The sequence below is a fragment of the Adhaeribacter arboris genome (assembly GCF_003023845.1).
GTDB lineage: Bacteria > Bacteroidota > Bacteroidia > Cytophagales > Hymenobacteraceae > Adhaeribacter > Adhaeribacter arboris.
Map to the genome: position 1 here is coordinate 2,203,182 of NZ_PYFT01000001.1, position 25,091 is coordinate 2,228,272.

Sequence of the window (25,091 nt, forward strand, 5' to 3'; positions counted from 1 at the left end):
CAACAATTCTTCATCTACTTACAACTTTCTGAAAGCTAACCAACCTAAATTTTACATCTGGTTTTTATTAGCCATTCGTCCATTTATTTAAAATAGCAGCTTGCTCTTTACCAGCCTTCTCGTTGGGGGTGATTTCGAAGCGGCGCGTTTCAGTAGCTACTAAAGGAAATTCCAAGGTAAGCATTTGTCCATCTCGGTTTATAAGCAAACTAATTGGCTGACCAGCCCGCGCCCCTGATAAGGATAGATTCACGCCGTCGGTTATACGGTAACCATTTAAAGCGATAATTTCGTCGTTTACATTTAACCCACCTTGCCAGGCGCTACCATCCCGGAGTACAGTAGTAACTATTTGTTTCCCGGTAGTTAAAGAGACCTTTGCTCCTAAACTAGCTTCCGGTTTGTTGGTATTTAAGTTCACAAAGTGCAATCCGGCATAATTAAAATAGGCGACGTAGTCGGGAGTTTTAGTACCATAAATATAATCATTAAAAAAAGCATCCAACTTTCCGCCTGCTACACTCTCAGCTGCTTGTTTAAATTCCGCGTCCGTAAAACCACGGTCCAGTTTTTTATAATATTGCTGATACAATTGACGCATTAAATCGTCTAAATTTTTTCGACCTTTCGTGCGCTGCAAAATTTCCAGGTTTAATAATGTGCCAATAACGGAGCCTTTAGAATAATAAGAAGTTCCGGCATTTATGGAGTTTTCGTTGGGCCGGTAATATTTAATCCAGGCATCAAAACTCGACTCAGCCGCCGATTGTACCCGGACACCCGGAGTATTTTCGAGGTCGCTTATTTCTTTCGCAATAGTATTTAAATATTGTTCGTTCGACTGAAATCCACTGCGGCGCACAATTAAATTAGCGTAGTAACTAGTAAAACCCTCCGAAACCCACAGTAAATTAGTATATGTTTCGGCATCGTAATTAAATGGACCTAAACCAGCCGGCCGCAAACGTTTTATGTTCCAAAGGTGAAAGTACTCGTGGGCAGCCAAACTTAGAATGCTATTATAACCGGCGGCGCTAGCATAATTCCATTTTTTCACCTGCAAGGTTGTAGAATATTTATGCTCCAATCCTCCTCCCCCATTTGAGGTATTATGAATAATAAATAAGTACCGATTAATAGGCTGATCACCCATGATTTGGGTAGCCGTAGTGGTTATTTTTTTCAGGTCGGCTAAGAACTTATCTTTGTTCACGTTCGATTCCCCGAACATAGCTACCTGGTGCGGTACGCCATTTACCTCAAACTGCCACACATTATGGTTGCCAATTTCAATCGGCGAATCTACTACTTCATCGTAGTCAGCGGCCTGAAATGTAAAGGGCTGACTTTCGGATGCCGGCGCCAGAGCCGTTGAAACCACTTTCCAGTCTTTAAAGGGTACTACTTTTATTTCGGATTTTTCCTTTTGCAAACCATCCGGATACATAAACACACTCGCGCCGTTGGCATAACCATGTTCGGCATCCAGAAAACTGGTACGTACAGTTAATTCAAAAGCATATACTTTATAATTTATTTTAACTTGCGGTACTTTTTGTGAATAGATACGCCAGGTATTTTTATTAATTTTTTCGAAACGCACAGGTTGATTATTGGCACTGGCGGTAAATCCTTCCACATTTTTGGCGTATTCGCGAACCAGGTAAGAGCCGGGAGTCCAAACTGGCATTTTTACATCTACATAATCTTTCTGAGGACTCGCAAATGTCATTTCAACCTCAAAATAATGCGTTTGGGGTTGCGGCATAGCTAAGGTATAAGTTATGTTAGCGGCTGCCCAAATTTTAATAGGAAGAAAAATAATTGAGAAAGTAAAAAGTAAAATTCGTTTATTATTGGATAAAGACATAGGTAACGCTTGGTAAAAACTAAGTTAGAAGAGCAAATAAAAACTATTTGGTATATTTAGAAAGGCTTTTGAGTTTTAGTTAAATTAAAAATCAAGAAATGAGTAAGTTGTTTTTTTGAAGTATAATACAATACGAATTTTAAAAATTTTTATCCGGCAAAAGTACTGGATAAAAAGATAGAAAATAGAGTATTCCTCATCAAAAAATTAATGCTAACCGAAGCTGGAAAAATGGAAGTACCCTACATTTAAATCAGTGGGCAAAAAAAAACCTGCCTGTTTCATGCAACATGAAACAGGCAGGCTATAAATCCTTTAAAATCTTACCAAGTTACCGATTGTATTTCAAACCAGTGATCCTTTCAGATCTTAAAAATAATGTTAATCTGTTTTAACCGGTAAAGCCAGCTTAGAACAGACCTTCATTGAAGGATACAACATTATTTGAACCTGATAAAATTTGTTTGGGACTAGACATTTGTACCTCCTTTCTTTAAATCCGACATATCTTACGGGGTTTGCCAAGCACCTTATGGCGCGGCCAGTAAGCCGTAGCACTCACTACTATGTTATAAAGATATATTTTATCCATTAGGTTCAAAAACATTCTACTATTTTTTTATGAATATTTTTGGAATGATAACACTATCAGCAACTTAAATTATTACATTTTAAACAGCAAAATACAGTAGATACGCTATTTCAAACAACTACTTATCTATTAATCATTCACTTACTTATTTACTTAAAATTGCATATTTCTATTAATTAACTTTATCACAATCAAGCATTTAAAATCACATACCTAAAACTGAAATACTAATTACTGGTATAAGAACTTGTCGTTACCTCGACCAATTACTGCTTAATAAATTTAAAAAACTGTATTCCTTGGTCGGTTTGCAAATGCAATAGGTAAACGCCAGGCTTTAAATCTTGAATATTTAATTCTAATTGATTGTTCTTTATTGATTGTTGCTGTATTAGCCTCACTTCCGCTCCCGTTAAATCGGTAATAGACGTGGATATTTGGGCATCAGGCTTATCTAGTACAAGCGTTAATTTATTTGTTGCCGGATTCGGATAAATTTTGGTTGTTATAACAGTTCTGTTTAAAGGAAAGGTTTGCGTTGCGAGTCGATTTGGATTGGCTACTGAAATTACCTCAATGGCCGATACGCAGGCCTTATCTGTTACCGAGATAAAAGATATGTTTAATGTCCCATCCGTAACAGTTAAGTTTTTAGTAGCTATTACGGCTTTTCTGGCCGCACCGGCCGCCGTAATAATATCGTAGTTCGTTAACCAGTTTACTCCTTCGGCACTTACATTAAATTTACGTTTGCCGCTCGCCGTAAAGGCAATTTCGGCAAAGTGCAGCTTAACTGTATAATTACCATTAGCAACCGGAATAGAATAGTTAAAACTACCCCCTACCGTTTCTGCTCGCCGGGTATTTTGATATAGCACGTCATCGTTGGTACCTAAAATTTCGGCGGTAGTAGTGGTAGTGATAGTAAGGCCATTGAAATAGGCATCGGCACTAAAGTTACCCAAGGAAGTAGTAGCAGCGGTTCCACCACTGTTAATTCGTAGAGCTTTAGCCGTATTTTCTCCCACGGTAATAGAAACTGTTTTAACTGTCGAAGTTTGACAACCCCAGGTTACGGTAAAAGTAAAAGAATCTGAACCGGTGAAACCGGGTTTAGGAATATACAAGTGATTTGATCCTGAACCCGTTAAAGTTCCGTTTTTAGGTTGGGCAACAATGGTATAAACCAATGGGCTACCACCCGTACCCGAAAGAGTAATAGCTTTAGGAGTACTTGCAGCCGTTACTACTTCTTGCGCTTTCGCTACGGGCGCTGCTTTTTGAATAATTAAACTACCTAATGGATTGCCTCCGTCCGTAGATTTGTTTAGATGACGCAGAACTGTAAAATTACCAGATGGTGTAAATCTAAAAATGGTTCCGCCCTCGTAAAGGCCTCCTTCGCTATTTAATCCGTATAAATTTCCTTTTTCGTCCCGCACTAAACTGCCTCTGCATTTACTGCCGTCCGTGATTTTATCAAAATTATGAAGTATCGTTAAAGCACCCGAAGGTGTCAGCTTAAATATAGTACCGTACCCCTTAGTGCCGCCTACTTCCGTTGTACCATAAAAAGTACCATCCACATCCTGCATCAGGCTTCCTTGCGAGAATCCACCGCTGGCGTTAGTAAAGTTGTAAATAACTGTATACGCACCACTGGGCGTAATTTTAAAGATGGTACCACCTACGTTCGCACCACCCGTACGCGTTAGGCCATATAGATTACCATCTTTCCCTTTTATAAGGGTGCTTTTGGAATCAACTCCATCATCGAAGCTAAGATCCCGAATAAAAGTTATAGTACCTTGGGGAGTAATTTTATAAATAGTTCCACCGCCAATTTTTCCTCCTTGGTAAGTAATGCCGTAAAAATCACCATCGTTGCCCTGTATTAAACCGCCATAAGGAGCTCGCCCGTTAGAACTAAAATCAAAAGAATGCAAAACTTTAAAAGTACCACCTGGCGTAATCCTAAATATTGTACCGTACCCTTTACTGCCACCCGAAGGAGCCGTACCGTATAAGTTTCCATCGGTAGCCTGAATTAAATTACCCTCGGGGTAGGCGCCGTCGGTGTTAATGTTTAAAGAATGCAGGGTAGTAAAGGTACCGTCGGTACACATTTTAAAGATGGTGCCATTCCCGTATTTACCTCCCTGAGAAGTTGTACCATAATAATAGCCGTCTTTGCCTTGCACTAAACTACCATAAGGTGCATTTCCCTGATTATTATCGGGCAAAGATACCAGCAAAGTAAAAGTACCACCGGGCGTAATCTTAAAAATAGTACCGTAACTGCTGGGGCCATAACTCCCTGCCATGCCGTAAAAACTGCCGTCCTTGCCCTGCACTAAACTCCCTCGCGGGTTTGCCCCGGTGGTTGCAAAATCAAGGTGCTTTAAAACAGTAAAAGTACCGCCCGGAGTTAGCTTAAAAATAGTACCATTATAATTTTTACCCCCATCGGAAGCCATACCGTAGAAATTACCATCCGAGCCTCTAACTAAGGTACCGTATGCATGACCGCCATCTTCAGAGCTTAAATGGTGTATAACCGTGAAGGCTCCTTTAGAAGAAATTTTAAAAATTGTTCCGTAATATTGTTCACCTCCGGCGTACGTCATACCATAAAAATTACCATCGGTAGCTTGAATTAAACTACCGCCCGGAATACTTCCATCTGTAGTACCATTTAATGCTCGTAAAACGGTATAAGTACCAGTCGGCGTAACCTTAAATATAGTACCGTAACCGTGGGTACCTCCAGCGGAAGTCATGCCGTAGAAATTACCGTCTTTTCCCTGTACTAAATTTCCGTAAGGAGATCCGCCGTTGGTAGTTCCGTTAAAAGAGCGTAAAACAGTATATACCCCTTTGGGCGTCATTTTAAATATAGTTCCATAATTGTACTTGCCGCCCAGCAAGGTCATCCCATAAAAATTACCATCCGTACCTTGCACTAAGCTGCCCCAAGGGTTTCCGCCATCATTTGTGTAATCGAAAGATTTTAAAACCGTAAATACTCCATTTGGAGTAATTTTAAAAATGGTACCTTTCCTATACTCGCCGTTAACATAGGTCATTCCATAAAAATTACCGTCTGCCCCTTGCACCAAATTTCCGGCAGGACCAGTGCCATCGGGATGATTGAAATGGTGCAGTATAGAAACTTTACCTGCCGGACTCATTTTAAAAATAGTACCATAACCGTAATTTCCTCTATTAGCAGTCATACCATAGAAATTGCCATCTTTCCCAAGGGTTAAATCGCCAAAAGGAGAAATGCCCAGTTTATAAAAGCCTTTTCGAACCTTAAAATTAGTTCCAGAACGGTTAATTGTAAAGGCTGCTCCGCCACCTTGCGGGCCCTCACTGGAAGTTAGTCCAATTAAAACTTCTTGCGCCATTGTGCTATTTGCTGAAAGCAAAACAAAAACCAGAGCGATAGCAAAAGTTATGAGGAGGTTTAACCTTAAATTATAATAAAATTGCCGAAAAGAGCCTTGAGACTGTGATTTTGGGCGGAACCAGGCCAGTAGAAAGAAAGAGTGTAAATTTAATTTCATAATTAATTGGTTTAGGTGGGGAAATGGATTATAGAAAAGGCAAAAACATTTATAATCAGCTTTTTACAGCCTTTATCGAACTCAATAAATCAAGCAAAATTTATATAAATTAAGGCTTTAAAGCTAAATATAAACTCTATATTTTTTATAAATATTTAATCGGTAATTGAGGTACTTTTAAATGTGCCAACCTGAACAAACTTTAAATAAAGAAAAACGGGAAGAACTTAAATTCACCTGGGATTTAGCTGGATTAACAACTATCTTACCCGACCTAGATCATTCTATAGGTTCCTTGAAAATTTTAAACTATCTGGCAAACTTATAATTCAATGACTTGCTTTTCAGGTTACAATGGTGCGGAAGGTTAGGTTAACCCGGGGTTCGTTAACTTTTTTAGTTTTGGGTAACGAATGCAGCCAATTCGATTGAGTAGTGCCTTTCATTACCAGCACACTACCGTGTTCCAGCATTAGCCAGGTTGTTTGCTTGGTTTTTTTGTGTTTAAATCCAAATTTTCGTTCCGCTCCCAAACTTAAAGAAGCAATAGAGGTATTTCGACCTAAGGATTTTTCATCGTCGCTGTGCCAGGCCATACCTTCCTCTCCGTTATGGTATAAATTCAGCAAACAAGAATTAAACGTATTGCCGGTGAGTTGCTCTACCAAATGCTTTAAAGCTAATAATTCTTTGGTCCAGCGGAAAGCCTGCTTCGTAATGTTGGAGTACGTGTACTGATATTCCGCATCACCGTACCAGGCAACTTTTCGTTTGGTAATGATGTGTTTCCCGAAAATGATGGCCTCATCGTTTTTCCAGGCTATAGTAGCGAGTAGACAATTCAGGTAGAAGTTTGCCTCCTTTGGAGAAAGTACGGGGCCAAAATAATGTACTATTCCGTCGGAAGGTAATACATTAACCACCCGTATATCAGGATTAAATAAGTCCATTTTTCCAGTTTCTAAATTCAGCAGCCATACAATGTCCGCATGGACGAAATCCTTGATTTTGCGCTTCAGCTTCAGATACGAAAAATACCCGGTTTTCTTTCTTCATTCGTTTACCCGAAGCACAATTTAAATGCCCGTAGATTTTAAGTTTCTGATTTCCTCCCAGAACTATTTGCTTTAAACGAATTTGTTTTTGCAACTCCTTGTGGCTGATTTCTATATGCAGGGTCATTCTTTAGCTTAAAATCCTGATTTTACAAAATAAAAATTGTTTGGTCCTGTGGCTACATTATTGATTTTGGCGATAAATATTATATCTCAAAACTATTTAGTGAAAACTTGTAAGTTTTAAATTAATGGTTTTAACCTTAATGGCAGTTTGTTATTAAGTAAGAGCATCGTGAAAAATAATGCCTAGCGTATGACGTTCACCAGTATGAACCTCACTTACGCCATGCTTCATATTTACTCGGTAAAAACCTTTACTGCCTTTTATTGGCCGGAAATTGGTGGTAAATAAAAGCATGTCTCCCTTTTTTGGCCGCAAAACAATAGCTTTGGATTGAGCTCTTGGAGTTTGTTGAGTTAATACAAACTCACCGCCGGTATACTCTTCCTCGGGCTGATTTAAAAATAATACCACTTGAATAGGAAAAAAGAGATTGCCGTATAAATCCTGGTGCAAAGTATTGTGTCCGCCCGCTCCGTATTTTAAAATCAATACGGTTGGTTGCGTTTGATTATTTTCGCGACAAAGAACTTGTAATTCTTCCAGCGTATCCGGAAAATGATAGTTTAATTTTAATTCCTGCATCCAGGTATTGGCAACAGGAACCAACTTCGAGTAAAACAGGCGCCGGATAGTTTGAATTAAGTTGGGCAAAGGATAACGAAAATATTTGTATTCCCCCAAACCAAACCGGTATCTTTCCATGGTAATGGTTTTACGATACAAACTTGACTCGTAATAATTTGCTATTAATGTTGCGCATTCTTCTGCCGTTACTATTTGAGAAACCCGAGAGTAACCTTTTTGGTGGAGATTGCTGGTAACCAGTTGCCAATCAATTGCCGAGATTTTAGCTTCTAGCGTTTCCATCCGCTTAATTCTGCTTGGTTACTTCACGAGAAGCTGCTTCCCAGCCAATTATTGCTGATTTACGAACAGTGCCCCAGTGGTAGCCTCCTAAAACCCCGGTAGATTGAATAATCCGGTGACACGGAATTAAAAACGCTACGGGGTTGTCGCCGATAGCCGTACCTACTGCCCTGGAAGCATTCGGCAGATTAATTTGCCGGGCTATTTTACCATAAGTCGTTAATTGACCGGTTGGTATCTTTAAAAGCGCTTCCCATACTTTCAATTGAAAATCGGTAGCTTTCAGGTGCAGTTTAATTTGATTTAATTTGCTCCAGTCGTGGGTAAAAATATATAAGGCATTTTGCTGCGCTAAATCCACTATTTGGGTGTAAGTAGCTTTCGGAAATTTAGCCTGCAACTTAGTAAATGCTACTTGTTCTTCGTCGGCAAAGGCCAGGTAGCAAATACCTTTAGGAGTAGAGGCAACCAGAACATTGCCAAACGGGCTTTCGGCAAAACTGTAATGAATGGTTAAATTTTCGCCCCCATTTTTGTATTCGCCGGGAGTCATGCCTTCAACGGCTACAAACAAATCGTGCAGTCGGCTTGTACCAGAAAGCCCGGCTTCGTAGGCGGTTTCAAATAAAGTGGCTTGCTGGTCCTGCAACATTTTTTTGGCGTATTGCACCGTAAGGTATTGCAGGAACTTCTTAGGACTTACGCCCGCCCATTCGGTAAATAACCGCTGAAAGTGGAAAGGACTTAAATTTATTCTTTCGGCTACTTCTTCTAAACTGGGTTGCGTTTTAAAATTGGTGTTGATGTAGCTGATAGCGGCCGCTATGCGGCTGTAATTGGTTTCGGCTTGCGCTTCCATGTTTTTCCTTTATTTATTTTGAACAATACAAAGGTAAACAGCCCATCACCAGCCAAACACCCGAAACTTGCTAAATTAAAAGAACTATTTAACCGCTTGCATTAGAAAGGATATCTATAAATATTAAGTAAATGCTTGTACTATTATCCTTAATTAAATTAGGAAAGCACCCAATATTTAATGGCTTTAATCTTCCTTTATAATTTGCAAATGCTGCACCTCGTGATCCGTTATTAACCTGACAACATAAATGCCATTGTTTAGATGATCTGACTGCCAAGTTACTTCTATTAATTCACCGGCGGGAGCAGTATCCGTTTTCAGGCGATTTACCAAAGTGCCGTTTAAATCATAAATTTCCAAGGTATATTCTTGCTCTTCTGGGAAAGAAAACTGGAAAGTAGTTTGGTTTTGAAAAGGATTTGGGAAATTAGTAAGTCTTACTTCTTCCGTGGCGGGTGCTTCACCCGAGTAGGGGTCTTCCGCAGATTCTTCTACGGCTAAGGAATCAGTACCAGGTACATAGTTAATTTCTACTGGGCTGCCACCCGCTACATTTACTATCTTAAAATTGATAGTAAGTGGTGTACCCGCCGTACCAGCACCTTTAGCTAAAGTATAAGGAGTTGTTTTAAGAGTATAATCGCCGATAGGAGGCACCCAGGCGCTGTAATCTCCGGAAACATCGCCAAAAACGGCATAAGGAGCCGCGGTTTCCGTTTTCGTAAGCGAACCCCGGCCGCCTAAAACCATGATGACACTACCTACAATTTCCGGATTGGTATTCACCCGAATGTTTAAATTTTTAGTAGGTAAAGCAGCTAAATTTAGTACCCCTCCGTTCGCAATCGTCTGAATTTCTTTGTTGGTATCCGCATTCATTAAAGTATAGCTAACTACTTTTTGCCCAGCCGGGGAGCTGTTGCTTACCGTAATAGTTACCTGGGCCGGACTGCTAGCTGCATTATCATTATCTTTTACCGTTAAGCTAAACACATAAGTACCGGCCACCAAACTGCTCACGGTAGGTTTAGCGATTGTTTTACTGCTAAAAGTAGCGGTGTTGGGTCCGCTGTTTTGGACCCATAGGTAACTATTTACGCTGCCATCGGCATCGGAGCCCGATCCATTTAAGGTAGTACTACTGGTGGGCAGATAAATGGTGCTGTTTTCTCCCGCGAAAGCCAGGGGCGCCTGATTTCCGGTGGACTCATCTACCACTTTAAAATTAATTACGAGAGAAGTGCCTACTGTATTACCGGTGGTCTTGGAGTAAGGGGTAGCCTCTAAAGTATAATTACCTACGGTGGGTGTCCAGGCACTATAATCCGTACCTGATGCCCCAAATACAATATAGGGAGCAGTAGCTTCTGACCGGTTCAAGGTTTCCGCTCCTTTTAAAGCAAAGGCTACGCCTATCGAATTTGTACTTGTATTGACCCGGACATTCAGTCTTTTAGTAGGTAAGCTACTCAAATTTAAAGTAGCACCGTTATTGATAGTTTGAATGTCAGTATCCGCATCCGCGTTCAGTAAAGTAAAACTAAGTATCTGCTGATCAGGACTATCACTATTGTTTACCGTAATAGTTACCTGGGCCGGATTACTGCTAGCATTGTTGTTGTCTTTTACGGTTAAGCTAAATACATACGTACCGGCCACTAAATTGCTTATGGTAGGTTTTGCTACGGTTTTACTACTGAAAATTGCCGTAGTGGGCCCCGTGCTTTGCACCCAAAGGTAACTCTCAATGCTGCCATCGGCATCGGAACCCGACCCGTTCAAAGTTGTACTAGTAGTAGGCAGAGAAATCGTGAAGTTAGAACCCGCCGAAGCTATTGGTTTTTGATTACCGGTAGATTGGTTAATTACTTGAAAATTTATCGAAAGAGCCGTGCCAGCAGAACCACCACCTCCGGCTTGGGTGTAAGGAGTTGTTTTAAGAGTATAATCACCTACAGCTGGTATCCAGGGACCATAATCACCTTTCACATCGCCAAAAACGGCATAAGGGGCGGCGGTTTCCGTTTTCGTAAGCGAACCCCGGCCGCCTAAAACCATGACGACACTACCTACAATTTCCGGATTGGTATTCACCCGAATGTTCAGGTTTTTGGTTGGGAAGCTGGTTAGATTTAGAATCGCGCCATTTTCAATTGTTTGTATTTCCGTATCGGTATCGGCATTCATTAAGGTATAACTAACCACTTGCTGGCTATTAGAGTTAGTTACCGTAACAGTTACTTGAGCGGGGTTACTAGCTGCATTATCATTATCTTTTACCGTTAAGCTAAACACATAAGTACCGGCCACCAAACTGCTCACGGTAGGTTTAGCGATTGTTTTACTGCTAAAAGTAGCGGTGTTGGGTCCGCTGTTTTGAACCCATAGGTAACTATTTACGCTGCCATCGGCATCGGAGCCCGACCCATTTAAGGTAGTACTACTGGTGGGCAGATAAATGGTGCTGTTTTCTCCCGCGAAAGCCAGGGGCGCCTGATTTCCGGTGGACGACTCATCTACCACTTTAAAATTAATTGTGAGAGGAGTGCCTACCTGGGCATCAACGGAAGGAGTAGCTTTTAAAGTATAATTGCCTGTGGCAGGCACCCAGGCGTTGTAATCATTACCCGTTGAGCCGAATACTGTATAAGGAGCACCTGATTCGGTTCTAATTAAATCTTGGGCTCCGCTCAGATTAAAAGCTACGGAGCTAATAGTACTCGTATTGGTATTGGCCCGGATATTTAAGTTCTTAGTGGTTAAAGCGGCTAAATCTATGGTAGCTCCATTCGTCAGCGTTTGAATATCGGTATCCGTATCGGCATTTAATAAGGTGAAACTTTCTATTTCCGGATTTGTTGGCGGCGGATTATCCGGTCCTCCCAGGTCTAGGTTAATGAACCAATAATCGGTGTCTCCCCGGGAACTACTGTTTTTATCACCGCTGGCATTGGAGTTAGAGGTTCCGGTTAATAAACAACCACCGGTACTCGTTACTTGCAAGGCTTGCAAGTTATCGTAGCCTTCGCCGCCATACGTTCTATTCCATTGTTTATCCCCATTGGCATTTACTTTTACAATCCAAAAATCCGATTCCCCTTTCGAGTCGGTGGATTTATCGCCACTAACCGGCGAATCTGAAGTTCCCCCGAGCAGGAAGCCGTTATCATAGGTTTGAATAATGGCTTGGAGGTAGTCGTTATTATTTCCGCCGAATGTTTTGTCCCACTTCTTGTTACCAGCTCCATCAATTTTTATAAGCCAATAATCACTGAGTCCGTTAGAACCTTCCGATTTATCATTACTACTAGGGCTATTAGAAATGCCCCCTAATAAGTAGCCACCATCCGGTGTTAACAAGCACGATTCAAGATTTTCTTCCAGGTTACCTCCGTACGTTTTATCCCATTGCTTATTCCCGTTGGCATCTACTTTTACCAACCAAAAATCAGCAAATCCATTGCTGCTTTCTGATTTATCGCCATTTGCTGCAGAATAAGAATGACCTCCAAATACGTACCCGTTATCGTTGGTTAATTGAATGGTTTGCAGATAATCGTAATTGCTGCCGCCAAAAGTTTTATCCCATTGCTTGGTACCGGCAGCATCAATTTTAATAATCCAGTAATCTTGCAATCCTTTAGAACCGGCAGTTTTGTTGTAGCCGGTTTTACCGCTCACCGGCGAGTCGGAGGTGCCTCCTAAAATGTAGCCGCCATCGCGGGTTTGTACCACGGCTTTCAGGTAATCATTACCGGAGCCGCCATAACTTTTGTCCCATTGTTTGTTACCGTCTGCATCCAGTTTTATAATCCAGTAATCATACTGTCCGGAAGCGGTGAAAGACCTATCGCCACTAACCGGCGAATTAGAGCTTCCACCTAAAATATAACCACCATCGGCGGTTTGCCATGCCGTTTGCAAGTAATCCGAACCCGACCCGCCATAAGTCTTATCCCACTCCTTATTGCCATCGCCATTGGTTTTTACAATCCAATAATCCTGAAGTCCTTTGTTACCCGTAGATTTAGTACCACTCACACCAGAAGTAGAAGTACCTCCTAAAAGAAAACCATTATCTTTGGTAGCAACATTCGTTATTAGAATATCCGAATCACTTCCGCCCAATGATTTATCCCAAATCTTACTTGCTTGACTAAAAGTAAGCTGGTTAAAAATCAGGCAAAGCAATAACGTAAAAAATACTTTCGTAAATTTTATTTTCATAATTGGATTTGATCAGGTTGTTTAAAAGCTGGGATTAAATCAAAAAGCAGCTAAGTTAAAGTGTCGTATTTGAAAGCTTACTTCATCTTGCTGCTTAGCCCTTAAAGTTTATTTTACATATTAGTTAAGATTAGAAATTGTATTTTACAACAGATTCACGCTGGAAAATATAATCACCAAATAGCTACTGCCTCATAGAAAACTAACAGCAAGTCTTCTTACAAGTGTAATTTAATTTTCTAAAAACGAATATTGTTATCAAGAAGCAACAAACAAGAAAACCTTACTTTTTATCAGAAAACCATAAATATTTAGGTTAAAAGTTAAATTTTAATCTTAATCAGATAGTAATTCTACTTGTTTATTATAAAACATAATTAAAAATCATTAGTACAAAGAAAAGTAAAATTATAATATAAACAAGTAAAAATTTTGTCTGTTCCTATATGCTAATGCTTAATATTAGAAATGTTATAAAATTAAAAATTTCCTGAGGTGAGCAAATTTGATTTAATCAAAATAGTATTTAGGAATTAATTTTAATTACGGAGCTGTTAAGATTGTATATTAGCAAGGGGTTAATTGCAGAACGTATTAAAAAAATCAAATTTTTCAAAATATTATTTTAATGGGTAGATTTTAGGTAAACTTAGTTTTCCTTATTTCTTCTTTTTAGATTTCTTTTTTTTAGCTCCCTTTTTACGGGAAGTTTCTTTACCTATTATCCTTTCAGTAATTTCTGTTATTAAAGTTGTTATTATACTGGTAACTATTGCAATGGCTATTTCTGATCCGGTTTTGACAACTACCTTGCGTAGTTGTTTTATAAGTTGTTTTAGCGTTTTCTTTTTTAATTTAAGTAAAGTCATAGCTTTAAATTCTAATGAAATTTACCTAATTTGTTTAAACCTTATGCGAACGGCCCATCCGTTTTTGTTTGATTTAGGAAACTTAACCGATAGTAACTACTTAATCATCAATATTTAAACTATATTAACTATCTATAGCCGTTATTTGCATCTTCCATAGTAAGTTGTTTGATTCTGTCGATTAAATGCTTAATTTTCAGGTTTATAAAGTGCTAAAACATAGATTTCAGGATTATTTATTTGAATAGCTTTTATGAGACTTCTTAAACTATTGCTGGTTCCGTTGGTAGCCTTAGTTGGCGGATGGTTTCTGTGGCACAGTTTGAAACAAGAAGAAACAATAGATTTTAACGCCGATATCCGGCCAATTATAAATACAAAATGTATTTCTTGTCATGGCGGAGTAAAAGAAAGCTCCGGGTTTAGTTTGTTTTCGCGGGCTGATGCACTGCGCAAAACTAAATCCGGTAAACCCGCTATTGTTCCCGGTGAAGCAGATAAAAGTGAACTTATTCGACGGCTATTAGCCAAAGACGAAGACGAACGCATGCCTTACCATGGTACTCCATTGAGTCCGGAAGAAATTGCTAAAATGAAACAATGGATTAATCAGGGTGCGCCGTGGGCCGACCATTGGGCCTATATAAAACCACAAAAACCCGCTATTCCCGACGCAACGGAGTGGTCCAACCATCCGGTAGACAAGTTTATTCAGGCCCGGTGGCAACCAGATTCGCTTAGTCCGGCCGTTCCGGCCGATAAAGTTACTTTGCTTCGCCGCCTGAGTCTGGATTTAATTGGCTTACCGCCTACCCTCTCCGAAGTACGTGCTTTTGTGGCCGACACCTCTGCGGATGCCTACGAAAAGCAGGTAGACCGCTTGCTGGCCTCGCCGCATTTTGGCGAACGCTGGGCGGCTATGTGGCTTGATTTAGCGCGCTACTCCGATACGAAAGGTTACGAAAAAGACCAGTACCGCAATATCTGGCGGTACCGCGATTACGTCATCCGGTCTTTTAACCAGGATAAACCTTTTAACCAATTTACCATTGAGCAATTAGCCGGCGATTTACTAGCAAAACCCACCGAAGAACAACTTATTGCCACTGCTTACCACCGGAATACCGCCAATAACGACGAAGGTGGTACCGACGATGAAGAATTTCGCACCACGGCCATTCTGGACCGGGTAAGTAATACCTGGGAAGTATGGCAGGGAACTACCATGGGCTGCGTGCAATGCCACAGTCATCCTTACGATCCTATCCGGCACGAGGAGTTCTACGAATCCATGGCTTTCTTTAATAATACGCACGACGAAGACGTACCCGGTGAATACCCAAATTTAAATAAATATACGCCCGAAAACGAATTACAAATAAAACAAGTAAAGGCTTGGTTACAGCAGCAGTTACCCGCCGAAGTTGCCGCTAGTAAAATAAAAACCTTAGATAATCTTCTTAATTTTACCGAGCCTAAGATTCATCCGCACTCTTTCGACCAGCTCACTAATGCCGCTCTGGCCGATGGCAAATTTTTAGGTGGCGGGCACAGAGGTTATGCCCGTTTAAAAAACGTTAATTTAACTGGTAAAGCTAATTTAATACTAAGCATTGGCTCCTCACAAAATACGGGCACTCTAACCATCCGGAAAAATAAAGTAGACGGGGAAATAATTGGTACTTACAAAAATAAATTTACCGGGGGCGGTGGCTCCACCCAGCGGGAAATTATTCCTTTAAAACCTACTAGTGGTTTTCACGATTTGTATTTTGTTTTTGAGAACGCTGCTCAATCTAACCCGGAAGATTATGTGTGCCAATTAGATTGGATTTTATTTTTAGAATCATTACCGGGTATAGACAAATCTGATTATCCGGAAGTAGAAAAAAAATTAGTCTCGTTACTGAACTCCGAGACGGAGCAAATACCAGTGTTCTACGAAAACCCGGCTGATTTCCGGCGTAAAAATGTTGTTTTTATCAGAGGTAATTGGCTAACCAAAGGCAAGGAAGTGCATCCTACTACGCCGCGGTTTTTACCTAACTTTAATAAATATCCTAAAAATCGCTTAGGATTAGCTCAATGGCTAGTAAGTGAAGAAAATCCGCTCACTGCCCGAGTAACCGTTAACCGTTTTTGGGAACAATTATTCGGGACAGGCCTGGTAGAAAGTTTAGAAGACTTTGGCTCCCAAGGCAGCAAACCCTCCCACCCCGAACTGCTCGACTGGCTGGCCCTTCATTTTCAGCACGAACAAGGCTGGCAAGTAAAAAAATTATTAAAGTTGTTGGTGCTCTCTAAAACTTACCAGCAAAGCTCAAAAACAAATAAAACACTTTTAAGTAAAGATCCCGTTAATCGATTGTTGGCCCGCGGCCCACGGGTGCGGCTTACCGCGGAACAAATACGGGATCAAGCCTTGGCTACCGGTGGTTTACTTAGCCGGAAAATGTACGGTAAAAGCGTAATGCCGCCTCAGCCCGAAGGCGTTTGGCAAGTAGTTTATAGTGGCATGGAATGGAAAACCAGTCCTGAGGAAGATGCTTACCGGCGGGCTATTTACACCTTCTGGCGGCGTTCCAGCCCCTATCCTTCTTTACTTACTTTTGATGCCGCCGGTCGGGAAGTTTGCGTTTCCCGGCGTATTCGGACGAACACCCCCTTACAAGCCTTAGTTACTTTAAACGACACGGTTTACTTAACTGCTGCCCGCGGCTTAGCCAGTCAAATGCAGCAAGCCGGAGCTACTCCTACGGATAAGATTAAAGCCGGATACTATCGGGCTTTGTTCAAATATCCTGATACCCGAACCTTAAAAATATTAACGAATTTATATCAGCAAACCGAACAGCATTATGCGCAACGCCCAAAAGAGTTAACTAAATTTTTAGGAAAGAAGAATGTAGCTACTCTCCCTAATGCCCAAAGTTTAGCCGCCTTAACGGTGGTAAGTAATGCCATTCTTAATCTGGATGAATATATAACGAAGGAATGAAGTTCGAGGTAATTGTGTCGGTATTATCAGTTCAAAATGCATATTTTGACATAATTAACCTTGATCTGTTAATATAAAGGAGTAAAAATTAATAAAAGCTTTTTGCCTTCTGCTTCCTGCTTCAATCGGAAAAATGAAAGGTAAAAATTAAAATAAAGCAGCTATGAATCTTTTTGAAGAAGCTCTTTTCCGGCAAACCGAGTACTTTACTCGCCGGCACTTTCTGCGGCAATGCACTACCGGATTGGGCGCCATGGCTTTATCGTCGTTGTTGGGTTGCTCGGATCGGGATAGTAATACTAGTACTGCCAACACGAGTGGCATTCTCCGCGATTTATCTAAGCCCTTTGCGCCCTTAGCTCCTCATTTTGCACCTAAGGCAAAAGCGGTAATTTTTCTGCATATGGCAGGAGCTCCTTCGCAATTAGAGCTGTTTGATTACAAACCGGTGCTGCATAAGCTAGATGGTCAGGATTGTCCGCCTTCGTTGCTTGAAGGTAAAAAGTTTGCTTTTATTAAAGGTGTTCCTAAAATGCTGGGGCCGCAGGCTCAGTTTAAACAGCACGGACAATCGGGCGCGTGGGTTTCCCAGCATTTACCGCATTTCTCTAAAATGGTCGACAAAGTTTCCTTCCTGAAAGCCATGCACACCGATCAATTTAACCATGCTCCAGCCCAATTATTAATGCAAACGGGCAATGCTCGTTTAGGCCGCCCCAGCATGGGTGCATGGGTAACCTATGGTTTAGGCTCGGAAAATGAAAACTTACCCGGATTTATGGTGCTGCTTTCAGGGGGTAAAGCGCCGGATGCCGGCAAGGCTGGTTTTGGCAGTGGTTTCTTACCCACTGTTTATCAAGGAGTAGAATGTCGCCAGAAAGGGGAACCAGTCTTATATGTTTCAGATCCGGAAGGTATGAGCCGGGATTTACGCAAACAATCCATTTCGGCCATTAATGAGATAAACAAACTACACTACGAAGAAACAAAAGATCCGGAAATTATTTCCCGGATTTCTCAATACGAAATGGCTTTTAAGATGCAGGTATCGGTACCCGATGTAATGGATATTTCCCGGGAGCCGGCCAGTGTACACGCCATGTACGGGACCGAACCTGGAAAAGCTTCTTTTGCGAATAACTGTTTGCTAGCCCGGCGGCTGGTAGAGCGAGGAGTTAGGTTTGTTCAGTTATTCGACTGGGGCTGGGATTCACACGGCAATGATCCTACCAATGCTCTCGACAAAGGTTTCGGTAATTTGTGTCATACTATTGATAAACCGGTTTCTGCCTTATTGCAGGATTTAAAAATGCGGGGTTTACTGGAGGAAACCTTAGTGGTTTGGGGAGCCGAGTTTGGCCGAACCCCCATGCAGGAAAACCGCGAAGGCAAACAAATGGAATTTAAAGGCCGTGACCACCACACCGAAGCTTTTACCGTTTGGCTGGCCGGGGGCGGCATTAAACAAGGATATACCCACGGCGAAACCGACGAAATTGGTTACTACGGCATCAAAGGTCGGACGGATATTTTCGATTTACAAGCTACTATTTTGCATCAGTTGGGCATGGACCACGAAAAACTTACTTATGCTTTCCAAGGACGTAATTTCCGGTTGACCGATGTACACGGAAAGGTAATTACTCCCATAATTGCTTAAACTTATTGTAGTAAAACAATTAGCATGAATATTTCAGCTTCCATCAAAAATAGTTACCAAGCCAACAAGGTAAGTGTTGTTACCAATGGCAACGTAAAAGAAATTCAAATACCAGGTAAAACAGAAGGCTATGGTTCATCGGTTAACGGCGGTGAATTGCTTTTTTTATCCTTGGCAACTTGTTTTTGCAATGATGTATACCGGGAAGCTGCTCGTAAAAAAATAACTATTGAATCGGTGGAAGTAACTGTTGCGGGCGAGTTTGGTAAAGAGGGAGAGCCGGCTGCTACTATCACCTACGAAGTAAAAGTACAGTCAACCTCCCATTCTTCCCAAGAAATTACAACTCTTATTCAAGAGGTAGACCAAGTAGCCGAAGTTCATAATACCTTAAGAAAAGGCGTGCGAGTAACTTTGATAGAGTAAGGCCGGCAAAATATTTCTCTTATATCTGAGTTAGTTTAATTACTTATTTAATCCTCAGCCGAAATTTACTACTCCAAGAGTAATAGGTATTCAAAGAAAATCACAGGTAAATTTTTCGATGATTTAGCTTAATTTTATCTATTTTTCTGCTGCAACTGAGTTTGTATTTGCTGTCGTAATTCTTCAGATTTATTTTGAGCTTCATTCAGAGGCAAACCAAGTGGCAAACCTGGCCGTTTATGCTTGGTTTCAGTGAGCCAGGCATCCCGCATTAAATTCTGGCGTTCGGTAACTAATTTCAAATATTGAGATGCATCCGGCACGTGCTTTAAATTTGGTAATATTCCTGGTGAGTTAGCCACTTCCTTATAGCCCAGATACACTAAAACTTGGCGAGCCATAATCCAGTGCCCGGTTTCACTGGGATGGATGCCATCTTGGCCTAAAGCGAAACCATCTAACCCAAACGTAGCATCTACAGCGCGGTGAGCCCGCAAGTACTTTTGCATGGGATAATGAATATCAATCACCTCCCATTTTGAAGTAGATCTTTGCCTTAATAACCAATCGGCGTACTTATCCAGAACGGCGGTGTAACCCAAGCTTTTTCCTTTTTGTTCATCGTAATCTGGTGGGGTTAGATGAATAATTTTTGCTCCGGTTTTTACTACTTCCTGATGCAGCCAGTTAATCCCTTCTTTAAATTTGGCAAAACGGTTTTCGTCGAAAGGTAAGTAAATTCCATCATTCATACCGTAGCAGGCAAATACCAGTTCGGGTTTAGTTTTGGCCAAAACTCGTTCTAGTCTTTCGTGCAAATCGGGTCGCGGAAAACTACCTCCCGCGTGGCCTTCTTCCGAAAGTCCCGAAACCGTTTCGCTGGACAAGCCAGCATTAATAAATTCTATTTGCCGATTAGGATCCTGCGCCGTAATATAAGCTTCTATATCGTTCACATAAATGCCTGCCCAAGTAATGCTATTACCTAAAAACAAAATACGTTTAACATTAGGAGCAATCTTTTGCGCAAAAACAGTAATCGATAGAAGCTGAATAACTAGTATTAAAAAACCATAACGCAGGCTCTTGTTCATGCTAGTAGATTTAAGCTTTCGATGTTAATAGGGGATATAAAAATTAATAAGAAGGTTAATACTTTATAGAAAAGGAATTTAACAAAGTCAGCAGGTAAGAAATAAGCTTGAAACCAGCCTTATCCCTAAAACTAAAACTTCTAAAATATTTAGAAAAAGAAAGGCAACTAACAGTAACTGCTTACATCTTCGTCGTCTAAATCGATATTTAAATTATCCTCACTATTATAAGTATTTAGGTATAAATAAGCAGCTGTACCTAACAGTAATAAGGTAATAAAAAGAGCAGTGGCTGATTTATTCATATTTATATAATTTTAAACAGTACTACAAAACAAAACCTTAGAACTACAAGACCTAGTTTCTATCACCAACAAAGGTAGTCAAAGTTTAGTTATACCATAAACATATAATATATCTGGAAATTACCTAACTATAACCCGTATTGTTATTTATGTTTTCATCTTTTGGTAGGTTGTAAATGCATAAAAAAAGCTCTGTAACTAATCAGTTACAGAGCTTTCATAACGTTGTGGAGCTGCAGGGATTCGAACCCTGGTCCAGACAAGGAAACCGTCGAGCTTTCTACATGCTTAGTTGCCGTTGGTTTTTCGAGTACGTTTAGGTCGGCACCAGACCTGTGAACGTACCTTAGATACTTTAGCTTCGCTTGGGTGCCGTACCTTCACCCTTGCTATCCATTCATTTCGATGCCCCGTACTCAACCGCGGAACGGAGAAGCAGTTGCGGGACAATGGCTATCGCTTAATACCTAGATTAAGCAGCCATGGCGTAGTTAGTCTCGCCGATTATTGTTTGAACGCTTTTTTAACAGGAGACTCGCTCAACTCCCGACATGCTTACCCGCAGCCTGCACAAGCTGTCAATTCCAGTCAGCCCCAATTTGCGGATTCAAAATAATAAACAGTTTTAACTTTTAAAAAATTCCTTTCTAAACCGCTCTGCAAACATACAAATTAAATGAATAAAGCCAGTGGGCAGATAAATAATTTACGGAAAGAAAACACGGCCATGCGCCATTTTATAAAAACCGAATTCTAATTAAACCGGAAGGTAGTTTTCAAGAAAACCATAAAAAAAGCTCTTCTAAAAGTAGAAGAGCTTTCAAAAGTTAAGATTAAATTTTAATTATTCCTCATCATAACTGGTATGGCGCGCCCGGCCTTCGTAGCCGCCCCGGTTACCCTGATAAGAAGAATTATACTGTTCATCATCCCATTGGTTTCTTGGTCCTCTGCCAGAAGAAGCACCGTACCCGCTTTGTCCTTGGTAGCGGCTGCGTTGTTCGTATGTATCATTATTGCGGTAGTTTCCGCCTTGAGATGAATTTCCGTAATTACCGCGGCCATAATCTTCGTCTCGGTCGTACTGCGATGAACCACCATAACCCGATCCACTGCCATAGCCTCTATTCTGATCTCGGTACGATTCCCGGGAACGGTTCTCATCCTGGTTTCCTTGTCCGCTGCCATAACTCGGCGAACCATAACCGGTTCCGTAAGAGCCGCCTCTTTCATTGCGCGGTGAGCGGTATTCGTCGTTGTAGGAACCACCTTGCGAACCGTAACCTCCTTGCTGGTTATAACCACCTTGCCGCTCCTGCTGGTTGCCATAGCCTCTTTGGTTACCATAATCGTTATTAGAACTATAAGAAGAACCTAACCGATCAGAAGACCCATGTTGCCAGGATTGATTGTTTGGCTGATTACGGTGTTGCTGGTCGTTATAGTTGCCGTAGTGTCTGTTTTGCTGATCCCACTGCGAGGAATTATCGTAACCTCCCTGGCCACGATAATCATCTTGCGAACGGAAACGTGATTGCTGATTCCAATCTGGCTGATTACCTTGCTGGCTTCGTTGCTGATTATACGGTTGCTGCTGATTGTAGCCACTATTCCGCATATCATGTCCGCCGTAACTACCTTGATAGCCCCCATGCGAATGATTATTATACTCGCCACCTTCCTGCAAACCATAGCCACCTCTTGTAGCAGACGGATAGCCGCTATTATTATCGTCGTGGGAGCGCTGATTGCCGTAGCCACCCTGGAAACCACCCTGCTGACCATAACCCGCGTATCCTTGATTGGCTGGCTGGCTGTATTGATCTCTTAATCCTTGCTGACCATAGTCATTACCACCGCCGCTAAAGTCCTGTTGGTGGCCGTAGCTGCCGCCCTGATTTCCCCAACTGCCTCTTTGTTGAGTGCCGTAATTATCAAAATCCGATTCCCTGTGACCACCCCAGTTTTGCTGGCGTACCTGGTTATTATTGTTAAAATCTTGATTGTTCTGATTATTATTCTGGTCCCCAAACTGATTTTGCTGGGTTTCGGATTGCGTTTTATTTTGGTCAGTAGCGCTGGATTTATCTCCGGCTGAATGTAAATCATTTTTAACATCTTTATTTCCGGAAGCTACTGCACTGCTAGTTTTATTCGTATTTTTAGTCGCAGCTTTATTCTTATTGTCGGTACTTGCATCTGTTTTAGCCGCAACCGGATTAGTTTTAACACTCGATTTTTTTGTAGCATCTCCCAGCTCGGATTTACTTTCTACTCTTTTACCAAAAAGACCTTCTGATTCCTTTTTATCTTCTTTGCCTTTATTTTCCTGGTTATTGGGAGCACTAGCTCCTAATCCACCAGCAATATTATCCGATTTGTTCTGGTTAGTAGTACCACTTGCATTAATAGACGCATTTGTTGCACCAGCACTAAGATTATTTTTTTGATCTTCCGTCTGATTTTTTTGTTCGTTTTCCATTTTCATTCTGGTTTTAGTTGAAAGAAAAATTCAGGCAAACAGCTATTTTACCGGTTAAAAAAAGTTTTAAAAATTTCTTTCTTTACCATTACTGTTGGCTATAGTATTCTATCCGTGACACTTCTGCTATACGAAGTCTTTTTTAGGTATGTTTTGATTAATCAATAGCCAGACAAAGAGATAAATAATTAACCATACAAAATCTTTAGCTTTTAGAAACCAGTTCGTTACATATCTATTACTTCTGTTAGGAGATATAAATAGAAATAGCCGATTTATTAAATAAATATTAATTCAAGGGTTCAAAAAAGATAAAGGATTTTGATACTTACTTTTTAAATCCTTCTATAGAAATTAATTTAATAAAGTATCAATTCGTGCTTTTTAATTCTATAAGCCCGGTATTATTATCAAAATTGGGTATTGGAAATGCGAAAAGATTTAAAATGGTCTTTTTACAATTTTTTTAAAATTTTGGTGCTAGATTATAATAAATTAGTATTTTAGTGCCATAAAATATACCGAGGAATTATTTTTTATTGAAGATTCCGAAAAAAATGGAGTGTACTATTCTAAATAGATTAAATATTAAATTAAATTTCTATCTTTGTATTAATTATTAATTTCACATTTTTTATGAAAACAGGTAAAGTAAAATTTTTTAATGAATCTAAAGGATTCGGTTTCATTGTTTCAGATGATAATAGCCAAGACATTTTCGTTCATCAGAGCGGTCTGGTTCATGAGATTCGGGAAAATGACCGGGTTTCTTTTGAAGTAACCGAAGGAAAAAAAGGTTTGAATGCAGTTAATGTAGAGAGAATCTAACTAAAAAAATATATTGCCATTAGGCATCGTATTATTTTGATTATCCCGTTCAGAAAACTGAACGGGATTTTTTGTTTTTAGTACTCTCTTTAAACATTATCACTTTCCGGTTCCATTACTTTATCAATCATCTCCTGCGCTTCTTCTATTTCTTCTGGTTCCGCTACCGGTATTTCCTGTTCTTCGGCTTCTAGTGGTTCATAATTTAAGCGTAAAAACATTGGGAAATGATCCGAACCAAACTTCGACAACCGCTTAATGCGAATAAGCCGAAATGCCGGATCATAAAAAATATGATCTAATGAATAGCGGAAAAACGGAATTAAAGCGTTGTACGTGTTAAAAAAACCCCGGCCAATCCGCGGATCTAGTAAACCGCTAATCTTGCGAAACAAATTTGTGGTGTACGACCAGGCAACATCGTTCAGATCACCGGCCACAATAGTAGCTAATGGGGTAAGTTTGGCTAATTGAGCTACTTGCAATAATTCCGCTTCGCGGGTATCGGTATTTTTATCAAAATGGGGTGGTCGCGGATGTACCATAAAAATATCAAAATGTTTGCCACTGGGCAGTTCCAGAATGGCGTAAAAAGACGGAATATCTTCTTCAACTATAAACTGAATGCGGCGCGAAACAATTTTAAACTTGCTGAAAAACATCATACCGTAGGTATTTTCCAAGGGCATTTTAATAGAATATGTATAAGTTGTATCTAAGTCTTTCAGAGCCTTGGCCCATCGCTGATTAGGTTCATTTATCAGCAATATATCTGGATCATTTTCGCGGACTATTTTCAAAAATTTCTCGTATCTCCGGTTCGACATCCGAACATTCGACACCATTATACTAAACGAATTTTTAGGTGCTTTTATCTTGCTCCGCAAAGCTTCGGTTTTACTAAGAGGAGTAAACCGGTAAATGTGTTTAAGTTCAATGGCTAAAGCCAGAACTAACAGAAGAGTAAATATTATTTCTGAGGTGGTTTGAAAAGAAGTAAAGAAAGGATAGAGTACCAGGGTAACAGTAGTAAAAAAAGCTACCTGTACCCGAGGGAAATCTAAAACCCGGACCCACCAGTAATGGGTTTTCACAAGCGGAAGTAAGGAAAAAACAATGAGTAAGGCGCCAAATACTTCGAGGGTAATTTTCATGCATAATAATTTTTAAAGATATTATAGCATTATACCCGTATTTATTACATAAAGTTTTACGTATTTACAACAATTTAAATTGTATTTATTACACCCTTAATTAAGC

The 25,091-nt window shown here is 40.4% G+C and carries 16 protein-coding genes and 1 other RNA gene; 4 read left to right on the forward strand and 13 right to left on the reverse strand.

Going from position 1 to position 25,091, the window contains the following annotated elements:
* Window positions 1–67: 67 nt before the first annotated feature.
* The 8 genes from AHMF7605_RS08990 to AHMF7605_RS09025 all read right to left on the reverse strand — a co-directional run bounded on the left by AHMF7605_RS08990 (window position 68) and on the right by AHMF7605_RS09025 (window position 14,038).
* The gene (locus tag AHMF7605_RS08990) at window positions 68–1,870 is read right to left on the reverse strand and encodes a M61 family metallopeptidase (protein WP_106928481.1); all 1,803 of its coding nucleotides are present in this window, start codon (window positions 1,868–1,870) and stop codon (window positions 68–70) included.
* 858 nt (window positions 1,871–2,728) lie between these two features.
* Window positions 2,729–5,872 carry a choice-of-anchor tandem repeat GloVer-containing protein gene (locus AHMF7605_RS08995; RefSeq protein WP_158267480.1) on the reverse strand — a complete coding sequence of 1,048 codons (3,144 nt, stop codon included), beginning with the start codon at window positions 5,870–5,872 and terminating at the stop codon, window positions 2,729–2,731.
* A gap of 503 nt (window positions 5,873–6,375) precedes the next feature.
* Window positions 6,376–6,981 (reverse strand): alpha-ketoglutarate-dependent dioxygenase AlkB family protein, encoded by a 606-nt coding sequence (locus AHMF7605_RS09000; RefSeq protein ID WP_106928485.1) that lies wholly within the window; start codon window positions 6,979–6,981, stop codon window positions 6,376–6,378.
* Window positions 6,968–7,213 carry an Ada metal-binding domain-containing protein gene (locus AHMF7605_RS09005; RefSeq protein ID WP_106928487.1) on the reverse strand — a complete coding sequence of 82 codons (246 nt, stop codon included), beginning with the start codon at window positions 7,211–7,213 and terminating at the stop codon, window positions 6,968–6,970. Before AHMF7605_RS09005 ends, AHMF7605_RS09000 begins: the two co-directional genes overlap by 14 nt.
* Window positions 7,214–7,366: 153 nt before the next feature.
* On the reverse strand, window positions 7,367–8,080 hold the full coding sequence (locus tag AHMF7605_RS09010) for a 2OG-Fe(II) oxygenase (protein ID WP_106928489.1): 714 nt from the start codon (window positions 8,078–8,080) through the stop codon (window positions 7,367–7,369).
* 4 nt (window positions 8,081–8,084) lie between these two features.
* A complete protein-coding gene (locus AHMF7605_RS09015) occupies window positions 8,085–8,939 on the reverse strand; it encodes a bifunctional transcriptional activator/DNA repair enzyme AdaA (RefSeq protein WP_106928491.1) in 855 nt (284 codons plus the stop codon).
* Window positions 8,940–9,125: 186 nt separating this feature from the next.
* Window positions 9,126–13,169: a PKD domain-containing protein gene (locus AHMF7605_RS09020; protein WP_106928493.1), complete on the reverse strand. Its 4,044-nt coding sequence runs from the start codon at window positions 13,167–13,169 to the stop codon at window positions 9,126–9,128.
* Between the two features lie 659 nt (window positions 13,170–13,828).
* Window positions 13,829–14,038 carry a hypothetical protein gene (locus AHMF7605_RS09025; protein ID WP_106928495.1) on the reverse strand — a complete coding sequence of 70 codons (210 nt, stop codon included), beginning with the start codon at window positions 14,036–14,038 and terminating at the stop codon, window positions 13,829–13,831.
* 253 nt (window positions 14,039–14,291) lie between these two features.
* On the opposite strand from AHMF7605_RS09025, the gene AHMF7605_RS09030 reads away from it, so the two are divergent.
* The 3 genes from AHMF7605_RS09030 to AHMF7605_RS09040 all read left to right on the forward strand — a co-directional run bounded on the left by AHMF7605_RS09030 (window position 14,292) and on the right by AHMF7605_RS09040 (window position 19,122).
* Entirely contained in the window at window positions 14,292–17,036 is a 2,745-nt protein-coding gene (locus AHMF7605_RS09030) for a DUF1553 domain-containing protein (protein ID WP_106928497.1), read from the forward strand.
* Window positions 17,037–17,199: 163 nt separating this feature from the next.
* On the forward strand, window positions 17,200–18,696 hold the full coding sequence (locus AHMF7605_RS09035) for a DUF1501 domain-containing protein (RefSeq protein ID WP_106928499.1): 1,497 nt from the start codon (window positions 17,200–17,202) through the stop codon (window positions 18,694–18,696).
* 24 nt (window positions 18,697–18,720) lie between these two features.
* Window positions 18,721–19,122: an OsmC family protein gene (locus AHMF7605_RS09040; protein WP_106928501.1), complete on the forward strand. Its 402-nt coding sequence runs from the start codon at window positions 18,721–18,723 to the stop codon at window positions 19,120–19,122.
* Window positions 19,123–19,256: 134 nt separating this feature from the next.
* On the opposite strand, the gene AHMF7605_RS09045 is transcribed toward AHMF7605_RS09040, so the two are convergent.
* The 4 genes from AHMF7605_RS09045 to AHMF7605_RS09055 all read right to left on the reverse strand — a co-directional run bounded on the left by AHMF7605_RS09045 (window position 19,257) and on the right by AHMF7605_RS09055 (window position 23,003).
* A complete protein-coding gene (locus AHMF7605_RS09045; RefSeq protein ID WP_106928503.1) occupies window positions 19,257–20,216 on the reverse strand; it encodes an SGNH/GDSL hydrolase family protein in 960 nt (319 codons plus the stop codon).
* A gap of 167 nt (window positions 20,217–20,383) precedes the next feature.
* Window positions 20,384–20,521 (reverse strand): hypothetical protein, encoded by a 138-nt coding sequence (locus AHMF7605_RS29670; protein WP_158267481.1) that lies wholly within the window; start codon window positions 20,519–20,521, stop codon window positions 20,384–20,386.
* A 225-nt stretch (window positions 20,522–20,746) separates the two neighbouring features.
* Window positions 20,747–21,117: a transfer-messenger RNA gene (gene ssrA, locus AHMF7605_RS09050) on the reverse strand.
* 248 nt (window positions 21,118–21,365) lie between these two features.
* On the reverse strand, window positions 21,366–23,003 hold the full coding sequence (locus tag AHMF7605_RS09055) for a hypothetical protein (RefSeq protein WP_146153550.1): 1,638 nt from the start codon (window positions 23,001–23,003) through the stop codon (window positions 21,366–21,368).
* Between the two features lie 636 nt (window positions 23,004–23,639).
* Between AHMF7605_RS09055 and AHMF7605_RS09060 the strand changes: the two genes are divergently transcribed.
* Entirely contained in the window at window positions 23,640–23,831 is a 192-nt protein-coding gene (locus AHMF7605_RS09060; protein ID WP_106928507.1) for a cold-shock protein, read from the forward strand.
* Between the two features lie 89 nt (window positions 23,832–23,920).
* Here the strand turns inward: AHMF7605_RS09060 and AHMF7605_RS09065 are convergent, their stop codons facing one another.
* On the reverse strand, window positions 23,921–24,985 hold the full coding sequence (locus AHMF7605_RS09065; RefSeq protein WP_106928509.1) for an endonuclease/exonuclease/phosphatase family protein: 1,065 nt from the start codon (window positions 24,983–24,985) through the stop codon (window positions 23,921–23,923).
* Between the last annotated feature and the right edge of the window lie 106 nt (window positions 24,986–25,091).

Coding starts and splice junctions, on each gene's coding strand:
- AHMF7605_RS09040 (WP_106928501.1), top strand. CDS start 18,721: ATGAATATTTCAGCTTCCATCAAAAATAGTTACCAAGCCAACAAGGTA.
- AHMF7605_RS29670 (WP_158267481.1), bottom strand. CDS start 20,521: ATGAATAAATCAGCCACTGCTCTTTTTATTACCTTATTACTGTTAGGT.
- AHMF7605_RS09060 (WP_106928507.1), top strand. CDS start 23,640: ATGAAAACAGGTAAAGTAAAATTTTTTAATGAATCTAAAGGATTCGGT.
- AHMF7605_RS09065 (WP_106928509.1), bottom strand. CDS start 24,985: ATGAAAATTACCCTCGAAGTATTTGGCGCCTTACTCATTGTTTTTTCC.
- AHMF7605_RS09015 (WP_106928491.1), bottom strand. CDS start 8,939: ATGGAAGCGCAAGCCGAAACCAATTACAGCCGCATAGCGGCCGCTATC.
- AHMF7605_RS09045 (WP_106928503.1), bottom strand. CDS start 20,216: ATGAACAAGAGCCTGCGTTATGGTTTTTTAATACTAGTTATTCAGCTT.
- AHMF7605_RS09020 (WP_106928493.1), bottom strand. CDS start 13,169: ATGAAAATAAAATTTACGAAAGTATTTTTTACGTTATTGCTTTGCCTG.
- AHMF7605_RS09005 (WP_106928487.1), bottom strand. CDS start 7,213: ATGACCCTGCATATAGAAATCAGCCACAAGGAGTTGCAAAAACAAATT.
- AHMF7605_RS08990 (WP_106928481.1), bottom strand. CDS start 1,870: ATGTCTTTATCCAATAATAAACGAATTTTACTTTTTACTTTCTCAATT.
- AHMF7605_RS09010 (WP_106928489.1), bottom strand. CDS start 8,080: ATGGAAACGCTAGAAGCTAAAATCTCGGCAATTGATTGGCAACTGGTT.
- AHMF7605_RS09035 (WP_106928499.1), top strand. CDS start 17,200: ATGAATCTTTTTGAAGAAGCTCTTTTCCGGCAAACCGAGTACTTTACT.
- AHMF7605_RS09030 (WP_106928497.1), top strand. CDS start 14,292: ATGAGACTTCTTAAACTATTGCTGGTTCCGTTGGTAGCCTTAGTTGGC.
- AHMF7605_RS09000 (WP_106928485.1), bottom strand. CDS start 6,981: ATGGACTTATTTAATCCTGATATACGGGTGGTTAATGTATTACCTTCC.
- AHMF7605_RS08995 (WP_158267480.1), bottom strand. CDS start 5,872: ATGGCGCAAGAAGTTTTAATTGGACTAACTTCCAGTGAGGGCCCGCAA.
- AHMF7605_RS09055 (WP_146153550.1), bottom strand. CDS start 23,003: ATGGAAAACGAACAAAAAAATCAGACGGAAGATCAAAAAAATAATCTT.
- AHMF7605_RS09025 (WP_106928495.1), bottom strand. CDS start 14,038: ATGACTTTACTTAAATTAAAAAAGAAAACGCTAAAACAACTTATAAAA.